The organism is Anoxybacteroides rupiense, from assembly GCF_014196195.1.
Taxonomy (GTDB): domain Bacteria; phylum Bacillota; class Bacilli; order Bacillales; family Anoxybacillaceae; genus Anoxybacteroides; species Anoxybacteroides rupiense.
In genome coordinates this window covers 76,938-91,360 of record NZ_JACIDF010000007.1, presented here as the reverse complement: position 1 = coordinate 91,360, position 14,423 = coordinate 76,938, and the positions used below count along the sequence as shown (strand labels likewise).

The window sequence follows — 14,423 nt, the reverse complement described above, 5'->3', positions numbered from 1 at the left end:
GGAGAGCGATGGGCTTCTGTCGATATAGAGATCACCTTCAGGCGGCATTGAGCTTGTATCTTTCTTGTAAAACTTGCAATTTTTTATTCACAAAAACTCAAAAAATTGTATAGACTTTCTTATTTTTGTCTATGCTACTACTAACCAACAGCCCAGCCTGACATGACGCCAATCCATTTAGCCGCCCGCAGCTGGCAGCCCGTCCAGATACGGATCATGGATGCTTCATATAGCTTGCTTTCCTACTAAAAGCAAAGCTGTCTTTTTTCATAAAGCGATCATAATTAAGAAAGGAAGTTGAGAAATTATGAAACAACGACAAGATGCATGGACAGAAGAAGATGATTTGCTGCTTGCGGAAACCGTATTGCGCCATGTGCGCGAAGGAAGCACGCAGCTCAATGCTTTTGAGGAAGTAGGAGACAAACTTAACCGCACATCTGCCGCTTGCGGATTCCGCTGGAACGCAGTCGTTCGCAGCCGCTACGAAACAGCGTTGCAGCTGGCGAAAAAACAAAGAAAAGAGCGACAGCGGCTACTTGGCAAAAATCAAGCTGTTCGCAAAAAATTGTTGTATACACCACCCGTTCCTGCTCTTGAAGAATTGGGAGAAATAACAGAAATCACCCATTCTCCTGAGCAAACAACGATGACACTTGATCATGTCATTGCCTTTTTGCAATCATTCCAATCGACTAGCGTCAATGCCGAGGCGCTTAAAAGTGAAAATGAACGGCTGCGGCAAGAAAAAGAAGAGCTGGCAGCTAAAAATGACGAATTAGAAACGAAAATTGCGAAACTAGAAGAAGAATCTTCTACCATTCGTGAAGAATACGAAACGATGCTACGCATTATGAACCGCGCTCGAAAAATTACTTTGCAAGAAGAAGAGGAGCGGCAAATGCTAAAATTCAAAATGGACAAAAACGGCAATTTAGAAAAAATCGCCGAATAATGACAAAGGTGACCCCAATAAGGAGAAAGCATTCCTTTGAGGGTCACCTTTTATTTACTATACTCAGATTGAAAATCGCCATCAATGAAAAGTGAAAAGGCTTCAATGGACAAAAAATAGTGAAAAATGGTTAAATTATATAGATACCACTCGATTCATTCATATTTTTCATTTGCAAATAAGCCAATTTCGATGGTGGTACGGCCAAAAAAATAGAACAATACATATTTGAATCGGATATAAGTGGAATCTTTTCGTTATCTCTATATGACCATGGCTTTATGCCTCTGATGTTTCTACTATTTTGATGATCGTGACGCTGTCCAATCCGTTCTCAGAGCACCGCTCTTTTATTGCGACAGCGTTTTTTCATTCCGTTCGATCATCCGCTGCAAATGATGTTCATATAGCGGCCATTCCTCTTGCGTTAAGACAGAAGAATATAGCTCTGCTCCAAACGAGCGCAACGTTTGCAGCAAACGAAGCATCACATCTGAAATCGTCAGCGGCACATGCAGCAGTTCAGACAATGATGCCATCGTTTCCGGAACAATGCGCGGATACATAAATTTTGTTGGCGCTCCCTGCAAACTGCGCTCATAAAATTGGCGAATGAGCTCCGCGCGAGCTGAACCGCTTCCATGAACGCATATATATATTTGCACAGCCACTCCCCCGCGCACGCGCCGCTGCGAAATACCGGCAAATTTTTTGCCGTTAATGCTTAAATCGTAGCTGCCTGGGCAATAAGAGCCTTCGATTTCTTTCGCTTCGATGATCGCTCCATAGGAAGCAAACATTTGCTGAATCAGCGCCCACATCGCTTCATAGCCTTGATTAATATCAATCGCTTTTTTCGTTTCTGAGAAAATCAGCGAAATATTCAGCACACCTTCGTCTAGCACAACGGCAAGCCCTCCTGAATTGCGAACCATTACGCGGTAGCCTTGCTCCTGCAAAAAAGAAATCCCTTCACGCAAATACGGGAGTTTCGTATCTTGAATGCCCAATACAATCGTATCATGATGCACCCATGTACGGACAACCGCTTCTGATACCCCTTGTCCCACCATTGTACAGAGCGTATCATCAATCGCAAATGATTGCTTTGCATCAAAGATTGGACCTAAATGTGATTGGTCAATAATTCGCCATCTCGGCTGCTGTAACAGCTCATTTGCCATGAATCAATCTCCTTGCTGCCATAGTTTACATTCATTATATCATAAAAAAGAGGTTTGACGACGCCGTCAAACCTCTCTGCTCTTATTGAAGCGCTTGAGCAGCGGTAATCAGAGCAAGCTTATACACATCTTCCGCGTTGCAGCCGCGCGATAAATCATTCACAGGCTTATTCAAGCCCTGTAAAATGGGACCAACTGCTTCAAAATGGCCTAGGCGCTGAGCAATTTTATAACCGATATTTCCTGCTTCTAAGCTTGGGAAAATAAAGACATTAGCATCGCCTTGAATCACGGAATCAGGCGCTTTCTTTTTCGCGACAGACGGCACAAACGCCGCATCAAATTGAAACTCGCCATCAATAGTCAGCTGCGGCGCCATTTCCTTAGCAAGACGAACAGCCTCCACCACTTTTTCTGTTTCTGGTGATTTAGCCGATCCTTTTGTTGAAAAGCTTAGCATCGCAATACGCGGTTCAATATCAAACATGCGCGCCGTATGAGCGCTCTCAACCGCAATTTCCGCTAGATCCTGGCTGTCTGGAGCAATATTAATGGCACAATCCGCAAATACATACTTTTCCTCATCGCGCACCATAATAAACACGCCTGATGTTTTACGAATGCCTGGTTTTGTTTTAATAATTTGCAAGGCTGGTCTCACTGTATCAGCCGTCGAGTGCGCCGCACCACTAACTAAGCCGTGCGCCTGATTAGTATATACAAGCATCGTTCCAAAGTAATTTTCATCTAACAAAATACGGTGAGCATCTTCTTCAGACACTTTGCCTTTTCGGCGCTCAACAAATGCTTGAACAAGCTCATCCATTTTTTCATATGTTTCCGGGTCTATTATCTCTATATGTGCAAGCTCAACTCCGATTTCAGCTGCTTGATTTTGAATGGCCGCCTTGTTACCGATTAATATGGGACGCAGCACCTGTTCACGTGCTAAGCGGCTGACAGCGGTCAAAATCCGCTCATCTGTTCCTTCCGGAAATACAATCGATATATTTTTTCCTGTTACTTTTTGTTTTAAAATAGAAAATAAATCACCCACACATAATCCTCCTCAATTCAATAAACTTCCTTATCTATTAGCATACTCTTATTGTATGGAAAAGCAACCAAGGTAACCCCTTACAAACAATAGTCTTTTTATTAAAATAATTCAGGCATGGACAAGACCATTTGTTTTTCGAGCGTTTCCGGGACAAACTATGGTATAGTAGTAACAAAAGATCATTTATACATAAGGAGTGGAAAATGATGAGTGAAGCAGCACAAACGCTTGAGGGCTGGTATTGTCTCCATGATTTCCGTTCAGTGGATTGGTCCGCTTGGAAAACGCTCACAGATGATGAGCGGCAGGAAGCCATCCATGAATTTTTATCATTAGCAGAAAAATGGCAGCAAACAGAAAACAATAACGAAGGCAGCCATGCCATTTATACAGTAGTCGGCCAAAAAGCCGATATCATGTTCATGATTTTGCGTCCGACAATGGAAGAGCTAAATGAAATTGAAACAGCATTCAACAAAACAAAGCTAGCAGAATATCTTGTACCGGCTTATTCGTATGTATCCGTCGTTGAACTAAGCAATTATTTGCCTTCTAATGGAGGGGATCCTTACGAAAATCCAGAGGTTCGCCGCCGTTTGTTCCCAATTTTGCCAAAGACCAAACATATTTGCTTCTATCCAATGGACAAGCGCCGCCAAGGAAACGACAACTGGTATATGCTTCCGATGGAAGAGCGCCGCAACCTGATGCGAGCACACGGAATGACAGGGCGCAAGTATGCCGGCAAGGTCGTGCAAATCATTACAGGCTCTGTCGGATTTGATGATTACGAGTGGGGCGTTACCTTGTTCTCAGATGATGCATTGCAATTTAAAAAGCTAGTCTATGAAATGCGCTTTGATGAGGTCAGCGCTCGCTATGGAGATTTCGGCTCCTTCTTTGTTGGAAATCAACTTCCGCAAGATAAAATCTCTTCCTTTTTTCATGTATAGTACAAACTAAGGCCCATCATGGACTTGCCTCTGTCGCGCCAAAGGGCGTGGCATGCCAAGTTCCGGCTTGATGCATTCGGGATGTCAAAATAAACAGACATCCCGAATTTTTTTGTCATATCATCTCCTCCTTGCCCATAACTATAAAAATAAAAATGTCTCCTTTCATTGTCACCATTTTCTCCTTTTACAATAGCCTATTATTGTCGAGAACAAAGACAGAATGAGGTGACAATATTGGCTGTTGTAGCTACCAATACAGAGGATGTTAAACTGCTGGCAAGACTGATGCGGGCAGAAGCGGAAGGAGAAGGACGGCTCGGAATGTTGATGGTTGGCAACGTCGGTGTCAATCGGGTAATCGCCGATTGTCTTGATTTTCGAGGGTTGCGCACAATCCGGCAAATGGTCTTTCAAAGACCTGGCGGCTTTGAAGCCACACAAAAAGGATACTTTTACCAAGCAGCGAGAGATCTCGATATTCAGCTAGCCCGCCAAGTGATTCGCGGCTGGCGTTATCATCCAGCTACGAATTCACTTTGGTTTTTCAAACCGGAAGGCGACTGCCCACCGCAATGGTTTAATCAGCAAAACGTCGGCCGTTATAAATCACATTGCTTCTTTGCACCAACGCGAAGCAATTGTCCGCGAGTATATTAATCTACTTTTCATAGGAGGGTCTTGAGATGACGTATGAAGAAGATCGTCAACAAAGCCAAGGTTATGCATCATATCCTTATGGATATGCTTATCCGCAAGGCTATTATCCAACCACTTATCCATACTCTCAACAAGCTGTACCATATCAACCGGCTGCCGCGCCAATGGCTGGATTTGGAATGCAGACCCCTTCGTTCGCAGCCCAAACTCCCACAACTGCCAGCCAGCCGGTAGCCGGGATGCTGCCGCTCGAAGAGTCTTATATTGAAAATATTTTACGTTTAAACAAAGGGAAAATGGCTACCGTTTATATGACCTTTGAAAACAATCGGGAATGGAACGCCAAAGTTTTTCGGGGCACGATCGAAGCAGCTGGACGAGATCATTTAATTTTAAGTGATCCGCAAAATGGAAAGCGCTATTTGCTTCCGATGATTTACCTTAATTATGTGACTTTTGATGAAGAGATTGCCTATGAATATCCATACGCAGGCAGTGCCGCTGGATTAAGCTCCTACTCTCCTCGATGATAAGGCAAAAGGGCTGCCAAACGCAGCCCTTTTCAGATTGTTGACAAACGCCTTCATTAAAACCATCATAAGTGGAGAGCCCCTAAAATGGTTGTAGACAAAATCCAAAAGGACTTTGTCTACAACCTGTTTTTTTCAATATTTTACGGCCGCGTAAGCGATCAGCGCCCACGCAATTAAAAAGGCCACTCCCCCAAATGGCGTAATCGCCCCAAGCGGTTTGATTTGTGTTAAACTTAACACATACAAACTTCCCGAAAACAAGACAATACCTGTGAACATAAGCCAGCCCGCTGCTTGAAGCGATCCTGCGTTGGGCCATTTGGCCAATAAAAGCGCGACAACAAAAAGACCAGCAGCATGGAACATCTGATAATGCACAGCCGTTTTCCAGATTTCTAAATAACGTTCGGGAATTTTTCCTTCTAGTCCATGTGCACCAAATGCTCCCAAAGCGACAGCTAAAAATCCATTGATAGCTCCCAGCAAGACAAATAGCTTCATCCTTTTTCTTCCCCTCGTTGATATAAGTTCCACTCTTATCATATCGCATTCACCATCAAAAGAAAAACCCTCCCTCTACATTCCGTTAAGAGGCGGGGATTTCTGGATGAATGATGTTAAAAATCGAGCAAAGATGGCCCATTCGCATCATCCCCGATGTCCATCCGCTCTGTTTTTGTTTCTAATACTAGCGGTTCAAATGAAGAAGCCGCAACATGCGCCGCTTGAAGCTCTCCTTCTAAAATCAGATCGCAAAGAACTCGAAGGGCGGCAACATGTTCGCGAAGCTGCTGTTCATTTTGTATCGACCGAGCTTTTTGAAGCTGTTCCGACATTTTCGTTAAAATCGTTGTTACTGAAACATCCAAAACGTTTTCACTCCCATCTTTCTTCTCATGTTGATTCAATGGTATTCTATATATAAAAACATTTCAAGCTAAGATAGTTTGAGAGGAGCGAAAGCTGTGAAAAAAACATGGTGGAAAGAAGCGGTCGTATATCAAGTTTACTGGCGAAGCTTTTACGATTCCGACGGCGATGGTTACGGCGATCTGCAAGGTTTAATGGAAAAGCTGGACTATATTCAGCATCTCGGCGTTAATGTGATTTGGCTTAACCCATGCTACCAATCACCAGATAAAGATAACGGCTACGATATTTCCGACTATTATCAAATCATGGATAAAGCCGGAAACATGAAGACATGGGAAACCTTGCTCCATGAAGTACATAAGCGCGACATGAAGCTCATTATGGATCTTGTCGTTAACCATACATCCGACCAACATCCTTGGTTTTTAGAATCCCGTTCATCCAAAGACAATCCAAAGCGCGACTGGTACATTTGGCGCGACAAGCCAAATAACTGGCGGTCTTATTTCACTCCATCCGCTTGGGAATTTGATGAAACAACAGGACAGTACTATTTTCATTCCTTTGCGATTGAACAGCCAGATTTAAATTGGAAAAACCCTGAAGTGCGTGAAGCCATCTATGAAATGATGCGATTTTGGCTTGATAAAGGCATTGATGGATTTCGCTTAGATGCCATTGCTCTTCTCGCTAAACCGGATGGATTTCCTGATGCCGCCAACCCAAATGATATTCGTTATTTGACCAATCATCCGGGGCTGCACGATTACCTAAAGGAAATGAACGAAAAAGTGTTTCGTCATTACGACATTTTTACCGTTGGCGAAGTCGCCTTTGTCACTCCGGAAGAGGGGTTAAAATATGTAGCAGAAGATCGGCAAGAATTGCATACGCTGTTCCATTTTGAAGTATGCGATGAAATGCCAAGCTGGGATCCGCTCCGCTTTAAACAAATTCAAAAACGCTGGTACGAAGCATTATGGGGAAAAGGCTGGAACTCGCAATTTTTAAACAACCATGATCATACGCGACAGGTGACGCGCTATGGAAATGATCAGGAGTATCGCATGGAATCGGCAAAATTGCTTGCCACCATGCTCCATACACTGCCGGGAATTCCATACATATATCAAGGAGAAGAAATCGGCATGACGGGCGTCCGCTTCCCATCGATTGAAGACTATAACGACATTGCGATGAAAAATAAATATGCGGAAGAAGTCGCGAAAGGACGCGACCCGCAGGAGGTGCTTGAAAGCTTGCAGCCGTTAAGCCGCGACAATTCGCGGACACCTATGCAATGGGAGGACAGCGAACAGGCAGGCTTTACGACAGGGACGCCATGGATCAAAATCAATCCTAACTATAAAACTATTAACGTCAAACAAGCCCTTGCCGATCCAAATTCAGTCTATCATTATTATCGAAAGCTCATTCAACTGCGAAAAGAGCGCCTTGAAATGGTATACGGCACCTTCTGCGACTACACCGAAAACGAGCCGTATATTTATGCTTACACGCGCGAATGGGAAGGACAGCGTCTTCTCGTCGTGCTTAACCATTGTGACCACGCCAACCATTACGAGCTGCCGAAAGCTTTAACCGCTACAAACCGCCAGCTCTTGCTCACCAATTATCAGGACGTGCAAGAGACGGGAAATACCTTGCACATGCGTCCTCATGAGGCGCGGATTTACGAATTAGAATAAAGCGAAAGCACGTCATCCCAAGTTGTAGACAAAGTCCATTTGGATTTTGTCTACAACTGGTGATTTTCCCCTATCAGACTGGCTTGAAAACGGATGATCCTGAGTCTGGCAAATAACGGACAGCTCTATCCCATATTTTCAATTTGCCAATCAATTGGTTCTCTCCCTGTTTTTTTCAAAAAGGCATTGGTTTTGGAAAACGGACGGCTGCCAAAAAAGCCGCGTGCGGCAGAAAATGGACTCGGGTGCGGCGCTTCAATCATATAATGGGCAGGGTTTGTAATCAGCTCTTTTTTCGCTTGGGCATGACGTCCCCACAAAATAAAAACCACCGGTTCTTGTTTGCTGTTCACGAGCTCAATGACACGGTCTGTAAAGATCTCCCATCCCTTACCTTTATGAGAATTCGCTTCTCCACGGCGAACGGTTAATACCGTATTCAATAAAAGAACCCCTTGCTGAGCCCATTTGACTAAATAACCGTTGTTTGGAATATAGCAGCCAAGATCATCCTGCAATTCCTTAAAGATGTTTAATAAAGAAGGCGGCAGCGGAACGCCCGGCTTCACTGAAAAACTGAGTCCATGCGCCTGATTGGGGCCATGATACGGGTCTTGTCCCAAAATGACGACTTTGACTTGCTTATAAGGCGTATAATGAAGGGCATTGAAAATATCGTACATATCCGGATAAATCGTTCTCGTCTGATATTCCGCTTTCAAAAATTCCCGCAGTTTGATATAATACGGCTTTTGAAATTCTTCTTCTAACAAAGGAGCCCAATCATTCTTTAAAATGGCCATCGTCACAACCCTTTCTTCATTCTTTTACCATTAATGTATCACAATCAGACCTCTTGTATAAACTGTTCTATCGTTGTGCGGTATTAAAGTAACCTCACAATGAATCGACCCCTGTCAAGTAGACAGGGGTCTCCGTCCTATGAAAAATGCTTGCGTCAATGGAAGGATGGAACACTTCGCATCGACAAGCAAGCAGTTCGTGAGGCGAAAAAGTACGTTTGCCTAGTGACTGTCGAGCTCGGGCATCAGCATGTCCGAGTTTGACAGATTGCTTACAGTCAGCCTAAGTTTCGTTGCACCGGAACAAGACATTACATATTATGTGTTTGGTTAAGTGCTTGGTTCATTTTACGATTAAGAAGAACAAAGACAGAGAAAAGGGAAATAATGGACAATAGAATAAAAGCAAACTCAACAGAAAATTTGTCTACCAAATACGATATTGGAAGAGAGAATAGTCCAGAAAAAGCAATTAATGAACTATATACTCCCATCACTCGACCTAGGTATTCGTCACTAGTGTAATATTGGAGTTGGGAAATGATAATCAGAGAACAAAATTGTGTGAATAGTGAACGAACAAATATGATGACGACAGAAACTAAATAGAACTTTATAAATGGAATGAAAGTAGTACATATAGAAATTACAAGAAACCCAAATAGTAGAAGTTGTTTCGACTTTTGCTGGAAGCTCCTATCGTACTTTCCAAATATAATGGCGCTAAACAAAAGACCTAAACCTATGGAGGAATTCAATAATCCCAATATTTCTGTATTGCTAGAATTTAATGTATCTACATATGCGGGAAGCAAAAAATCAATTTTCGAAATTAATGCACTCAAAAATCCAAGAATGATCATCATAAAGATTGCTTTATTGCTTATGAATATACTGCGTGAATTTTTTAAATCATCCAAAAATTTACTTTCAATATGGATAGTAGTACTTTCCTTGGGAACGTTCATTTTCCACACACAGAGTATAATAACAATAAAAGTAAAGGCATTAAAGAAGAAGGTAAACTTAAATCCCAACATACTAGTAATAAAACTCCCAACTATAGGCCCTAAAAATAATGCAATCTGAAAAGTAGCTCCATATAGAGCATTTGCATTACCTATAAATTCCTTTGGCACCATCTTAGGAACTAAAGATCTCCTAGCTGGTATATCAAGTGCAACGAATATTCCCTAAAGGAAATTCAGGACTAATAGCAATCCTATACTCATTTTATCTAAAAATATGAACGTAGCTATAATAAGTGTCAATACAGCCATACTTGTTTGGGTAAACAATAACAATCTCTTTCTGTTTATTCGATCTGCTAAAGTTCCACCAATAATCATAAAAAGCGTATTAGGAAGTAATTGCATAGTAGTTAAAAGTCCTACATCTAACGGAGACTTATTTAAACTATAAATATACCATTGTTCTACAAACATTTGTGACCAAGTTCCAATATTGGAAATAAACAATCCTAACCATAATAAAAAGAAATTTTTATACCGCAATGACTTGAAAATAGAAATTTGATAGATTTTTCTTCTCATCATTTCCCCCTAAATTATGAATTATTTATTCCCGTGGTGCTGGATAAAATCAGACAAGCGTAAAAAATAGCCCTTGCATGAGGATCTCCTTCAAATGAAAGTGCAACCAAACAGCAAAAGGAGCAGTTCCCATAGAAGAGCCCTTTCATTTTACAACGGATATATTCCCATTAAAGAAAGGAAAAGTTTTTTATACGAATTTTTTCAATACTCAGGATGACCTTCTCCCTGCTTTATACCATTAATATTACCTTTTATGTAAAATTTACCGTAAAATAAATTTGACATTCAAGAATTTTTATTAATATTTCTATTTTTTAAAACATTAGAAATGCCCCGACAGCATCGCCGAGATCGCTTTATTCCATTTTTTAACAATGTATGTGTAAGCGAAAGATTGGTGGATAGAGTGTAGGAGTGATCCCCGACGAGGATTGCGAGCTTTTATTCGCACCGCTTGTCGGAGCCACCAAACGAAGCGCAGGAAGGTGAAAAAGCAAATGACCGGCAAAAAGGACTCTCAGGAGAGAGTCCATGAATGTTCAACCGCATCTTACCGCAAATGTCCCGACGATGAACCTCTCCCACCTCCACTCCGTTTAGAGGTGGGAGACTTCTCGGTGCGGTGGATTATGTTAAAATTGAATTTTTTCTTCAAGAAAGCTTTTTAACTCGGTAATCAGCACTCTCGTTTGCTCCATCGTATCGCGATCGCGCACGGTTACCATGCCGTCCTGCTCTGAATCAAAATCATACGTAATGCAGAATGGCGTGCCAATCTCATCTTGGCGGCGATAACGTTTACCGATTGATCCAGACTCATCGTAATCGACCATAAAATATTTGGATAAATCAGCGAAAACTTGGCGCGCCCCCTCAGAAAGCTTTTTCGATAGCGGAAACACCGCCGCCTTATACGGCGCCAATGCTGGATGTAGGCGCATGACGGTGCGCGTCGTTCCGTCTTCAAGTGCTTCTTCGTCATACGCGTCAATCAGAAAAGCAAGTGTGACGCGGTCCGCCCCAAGCGACGGTTCAATGCAGTATGGAATATAGCGTTCATTCGCATCCTGATCGATGTAATGAAAATCCTCGCCAGAATGCTCCATATGCTGCTTCAAGTCATAATCCGTACGAGAAGCAACCCCCCAGAGCTCTCCCCAGCCAAACGGGAATTTATATTCGATATCCGTAGTCGCATTGCTGTAGTGCGACAATTCTTCTTCCGAATGGTCGCGAAGACGGATATTCTCGGCTTTCATTCCCAATGATAACAGCCATTGCTCGCAAAACTGCTTCCAGTAATCAAACCACTTCAACTCCTCGCCCGGTTTGCAGAAGAACTCCAGCTCCATTTGTTCAAATTCGCGCGTGCGGAATGTAAAGTTCCCTGGTGTAATTTCATTGCGGAAGCTTTTCCCGATTTGCGCAATACCAAATGGGAGCTTTTTGCGCATCGTGCGTTGCACATTTTTAAAGTTGACAAAGATTCCTTGCGCGGTTTCTGGGCGAAGATAAATTTCATTGGCGCTTGATTCGGTCACGCCTTGGAACGTTTTAAACATTAAGTTAAATTGACGAATGCCGGTAAAATCTTGACTGCCGCAATCCGGACAAACGATATGATGCTCGTTGATCAGTTCTTCCATTTTGGAAAATGGCAGCCCGTCAACAATCATTTCGATTCCTTTTGCTTCTAAAGCTGTTTCAATGAGCTTATCAGCCCGATGACGCGCTTTACATTGTTTACAGTCGATCATTGGATCATTGAAGTTGCCTAAATGGCCTGATGCTTCCCATGTTTTTGGATTCATTAAAATAGCGGCATCTAAGCCGACATTATAAGGGGATTCTTGAACAAACTTTTTCCACCATGCCCGCTTAATATTATTTTTGAGCTCTGTACCAAGCGGACCGTAGTCCCATGTGTTGGCTAGTCCGCCATAAATTTCTGATCCTGGAAAGACAAATCCGCGATGCTTCGCATGAGCAACGATTTGATCCATTGTCACTGACATCTTTTTTCCTCCTTTATTTTTTCAAACAAAAACGCCCTCGCCACTAGGCCTTGCGCCTAGGGACGAGAGCGTGACTCCCGCGGTTCCACCCTAGTTGATGCGTATGCCGCATCCACTTTGTACCAAAGCAACTCCGGATTGCCGCTTCATTGACCATCTTCACCGGGCTTCCACCGCCCCCGGCTCGCTATGGAAGAGAGGGACAACTACTATTGATCCATCATCGTTACAATATCATATTTTGCTATTTATCATAACAAAAATAAAAAATGTTCGTCAATGCCAGGAGTTATTTTTTATATTTTTCTTCTTAAGCGCGACACGATCGGCGCTCCATCCCAAATAACCTCACTGTTTGCTTTTCGCTTTGCCACCTCCGGCTCTTGAAGCAAAAGCCAAAAATTCTTCGTTGGCAGCTTCCCAAGGCGATGCTTTGCGCTAAGCCGGTCTAAATACATTTGCCGTTTGTTGTCCATCTGTCGCGATAAATGATCCCCTTCGTCTGAAAAAGCGTACAAGACGCTGGCCGCCGCAACGCGCTTCACGCGAAATACCTCAGACACACGCAAAAAGAAATCCCAATCCCAGTAATTATGTACAAAAGGATCAAAGTAGCCGATCGACTCATGGATCTCCTTTCGATATAAGCTGCCGGATGGCACATAGGTGGAGAATTTCCGCATGGCTTCTTGATCATATTCATAAGCGAACAAAAAACGACGGAGCGGTATGCGCTGTCCCCGATCCATTCGATAGTGAAAGATTTCCACATCGGAATATACAAAATCCGCATCAACCATCGCTTCCACCATCCGCTCAAGATGGCAAGGCAGCAATAAATCATCATCGTCGCAGAGCATGATCCACTCGCCTCGCGCCTTTTTTACTCCGATATTTCGCGCTTCCACATGACCGACATTCGCCTGACAATGAATCAAACGAATGCGCATCTCTGGGTACAATGCGATAATATGATCAACACGTTCACCGCCATCATTGACAATGATCACTTCAAAATGGCGGTATATTTGCCTGCTTAACGACTCCAACAGCTCGGCGAGCGGATACGGTCGATTATAAGTAGGAACAACAATCGAAACAAATGGTTTCATCGTCGCGTCACTGCCTTCACCCCATTATTTTTCTACGCAGGGACTGCCGCATCCCTTGCTCTAATGCTCCAGATGCAAACAAAACACCGATAACGACCAACAAAAAGCCGAGCCATTGCACCATCTGGATCGTCTCACCTAAAAAAAGCGACGAAGCGACTAACGAAAAAAATGGCGACAGGTTAATAAAAATAGCGGCTTCCGCGGCTCCAAGCTGCTGAATCGCCCGATTATAAATCATTTGTCCCAACCCGCTAGCCACCATCGCAGAAGCCAAAAATACAAGCCATGCAGAGCCTCGGCCCTCCAACAATTTGGACAGACCGTCTTTTTCAGTAACGAGGCCGATGATAAACAAAATAACAGAGCCTATCAACAGCATCCAAGCCGTTAATGCTCTTACATCCATGGTCTCCGCCAGCTTTTTAATAAAAATAAAGCTGAGTGCTTGGGCGAGTACGGCACAAAAAATAGAAACATCGCCAAGGGAAACGGAACCGAGCTTTGCAGAGCTATGTATCACAATAAAGATTACTCCTGTAAAACCAAGAACGATCCCGACAAATTTGCTTACTCCCAGCCGCTCTCGCAAAATCACGATGGCGAGCAATCCGGTGACTAGCGGCGACATTCCTAAAATAATGCCTGCATTAGAAGCGGTTGTTTTCACCAGACCCGCTGATAAAAAATAATGATGGCCTACCACATTGAACAGCCCCACAAGACCAATCCACACCAGCTGCCGCGCCGTAACCGACTGGCTTTGTCGCGTTACCGCCAAAATAGCGAGCACGGTCAACGCGGCAACCAACAGGCGCAAAGCTGTAATGGTAATAGGGGAAAAAGCATTGACTAATATTTTAATTGCAACCACATTGGCTCCCCAGCATATCATCACGAATACAAGCCCAATATATAGCGACCATTTTGTCATCTGATTTTACCTCTTTTGTCAAAATAAAAAGAAGCGATAATACTAAAAGTATCGCTCCTTTTCTTATTTGTCAATT

At 43.1% G+C, this 14,423-nt stretch carries 13 protein-coding genes and 1 pseudogene; 5 read left to right on the top strand and 9 right to left on the bottom strand.

Annotation, left to right across the window (positions count from 1 at the left end):
* Positions 1-307: 307 nt before the first annotated feature.
* Positions 308-955 carry an RsfA family transcriptional regulator gene (locus tag GGQ95_RS12520; RefSeq protein WP_044741500.1) on the top strand — a complete coding sequence of 216 codons (648 nt, stop codon included), beginning with the start codon at positions 308-310 and terminating at the stop codon, positions 953-955.
* Between the two features lie 350 nt (positions 956-1,305).
* Here the strand turns inward: GGQ95_RS12520 and lipL are convergent, their stop codons facing one another.
* Positions 1,306-2,139: an octanoyl-[GcvH]:protein N-octanoyltransferase gene (gene lipL, locus GGQ95_RS12515; RefSeq protein ID WP_080862191.1), complete on the bottom strand. Its 834-nt coding sequence runs from the start codon at positions 2,137-2,139 to the stop codon at positions 1,306-1,308.
* 82 nt (positions 2,140-2,221) lie between these two features.
* Entirely contained in the window at positions 2,222-3,196 is a 975-nt protein-coding gene (pta, locus tag GGQ95_RS12510) for a phosphate acetyltransferase (protein WP_183186889.1), read from the bottom strand.
* Between the two features lie 209 nt (positions 3,197-3,405).
* Between pta and hemQ the strand changes: the two genes are divergently transcribed.
* The 3 genes from hemQ to gerQ all read left to right on the top strand — a co-directional run bounded on the left by hemQ (position 3,406) and on the right by gerQ (position 5,342).
* Positions 3,406-4,152 (top strand): hydrogen peroxide-dependent heme synthase, encoded by a 747-nt coding sequence (hemQ, locus tag GGQ95_RS12505; protein ID WP_044741497.1) that lies wholly within the window; start codon positions 3,406-3,408, stop codon positions 4,150-4,152.
* A gap of 237 nt (positions 4,153-4,389) precedes the next feature.
* Entirely contained in the window at positions 4,390-4,812 is a 423-nt protein-coding gene (locus GGQ95_RS12500) for a cell wall hydrolase (protein ID WP_044741496.1), read from the top strand.
* 26 nt (positions 4,813-4,838) lie between these two features.
* Entirely contained in the window at positions 4,839-5,342 is a 504-nt protein-coding gene (gene gerQ, locus GGQ95_RS12495) for a spore coat protein GerQ (protein ID WP_066150698.1), read from the top strand.
* A 135-nt stretch (positions 5,343-5,477) separates the two neighbouring features.
* On the opposite strand, the gene GGQ95_RS12490 is transcribed toward gerQ, so the two are convergent.
* Positions 5,478-5,846, bottom strand: coding sequence for a DUF423 domain-containing protein (locus GGQ95_RS12490; protein ID WP_066150701.1), 369 nt, complete (start codon positions 5,844-5,846; stop codon positions 5,478-5,480).
* Between the two features lie 116 nt (positions 5,847-5,962).
* Complete coding sequence (locus GGQ95_RS12485) at positions 5,963-6,214, bottom strand: YwdI family protein (protein ID WP_236546369.1); 252 nt, start codon at positions 6,212-6,214, stop codon at positions 5,963-5,965.
* 96 nt (positions 6,215-6,310) lie between these two features.
* On the opposite strand from GGQ95_RS12485, the gene GGQ95_RS12480 reads away from it, so the two are divergent.
* Positions 6,311-7,927, top strand: a complete 1,617-nt coding sequence (locus tag GGQ95_RS12480) for a glycoside hydrolase family 13 protein (RefSeq protein ID WP_159720651.1) — start codon at positions 6,311-6,313, stop codon at positions 7,925-7,927.
* 125 nt (positions 7,928-8,052) lie between these two features.
* On the opposite strand, the gene GGQ95_RS12475 is transcribed toward GGQ95_RS12480, so the two are convergent.
* From GGQ95_RS12475 to GGQ95_RS12450, 5 genes and pseudogenes are all read right to left on the bottom strand, one after another.
* Entirely contained in the window at positions 8,053-8,730 is a 678-nt protein-coding gene (locus tag GGQ95_RS12475) for a uracil-DNA glycosylase (protein ID WP_066150707.1), read from the bottom strand.
* Positions 8,731-9,041: 311 nt separating this feature from the next.
* Positions 9,042-10,283 (bottom strand): annotated as a pseudogene (locus GGQ95_RS12470) (MFS transporter).
* Between the two features lie 635 nt (positions 10,284-10,918).
* Positions 10,919-12,301: a glycine--tRNA ligase gene (locus GGQ95_RS12460; RefSeq protein WP_183186887.1), complete on the bottom strand. Its 1,383-nt coding sequence runs from the start codon at positions 12,299-12,301 to the stop codon at positions 10,919-10,921.
* A gap of 296 nt (positions 12,302-12,597) precedes the next feature.
* A complete protein-coding gene (locus tag GGQ95_RS12455) occupies positions 12,598-13,413 on the bottom strand; it encodes a glycosyltransferase family 2 protein (protein ID WP_183186886.1) in 816 nt (271 codons plus the stop codon).
* A 16-nt stretch (positions 13,414-13,429) separates the two neighbouring features.
* Complete coding sequence (locus GGQ95_RS12450; protein ID WP_183186885.1) at positions 13,430-14,347, bottom strand: DMT family transporter; 918 nt, start codon at positions 14,345-14,347, stop codon at positions 13,430-13,432.
* Positions 14,348-14,423 lie beyond the last annotated feature (76 nt).

What these genes read in the sequence shown, in the direction of transcription:
- GGQ95_RS12490 (WP_066150701.1), bottom strand. Translation starts at nt 5,846, where the DNA reads ATGAAGCTATTTGTCTTGCTGGGAGCTATCAATGGATTTTTAGCTGTC.
- GGQ95_RS12520 (WP_044741500.1), top strand. Translation starts at nt 308, where the DNA reads ATGAAACAACGACAAGATGCATGGACAGAAGAAGATGATTTGCTGCTT.
- hemQ (WP_044741497.1), top strand. Translation starts at nt 3,406, where the DNA reads ATGAGTGAAGCAGCACAAACGCTTGAGGGCTGGTATTGTCTCCATGAT.
- GGQ95_RS12450 (WP_183186885.1), bottom strand. Translation starts at nt 14,347, where the DNA reads ATGACAAAATGGTCGCTATATATTGGGCTTGTATTCGTGATGATATGC.
- GGQ95_RS12455 (WP_183186886.1), bottom strand. Translation starts at nt 13,413, where the DNA reads ATGAAACCATTTGTTTCGATTGTTGTTCCTACTTATAATCGACCGTAT.
- GGQ95_RS12460 (WP_183186887.1), bottom strand. Translation starts at nt 12,301, where the DNA reads ATGTCAGTGACAATGGATCAAATCGTTGCTCATGCGAAGCATCGCGGA.
- gerQ (WP_066150698.1), top strand. Translation starts at nt 4,839, where the DNA reads ATGACGTATGAAGAAGATCGTCAACAAAGCCAAGGTTATGCATCATAT.
- GGQ95_RS12475 (WP_066150707.1), bottom strand. Translation starts at nt 8,730, where the DNA reads ATGGCCATTTTAAAGAATGATTGGGCTCCTTTGTTAGAAGAAGAATTT.
- lipL (WP_080862191.1), bottom strand. Translation starts at nt 2,139, where the DNA reads ATGGCAAATGAGCTGTTACAGCAGCCGAGATGGCGAATTATTGACCAA.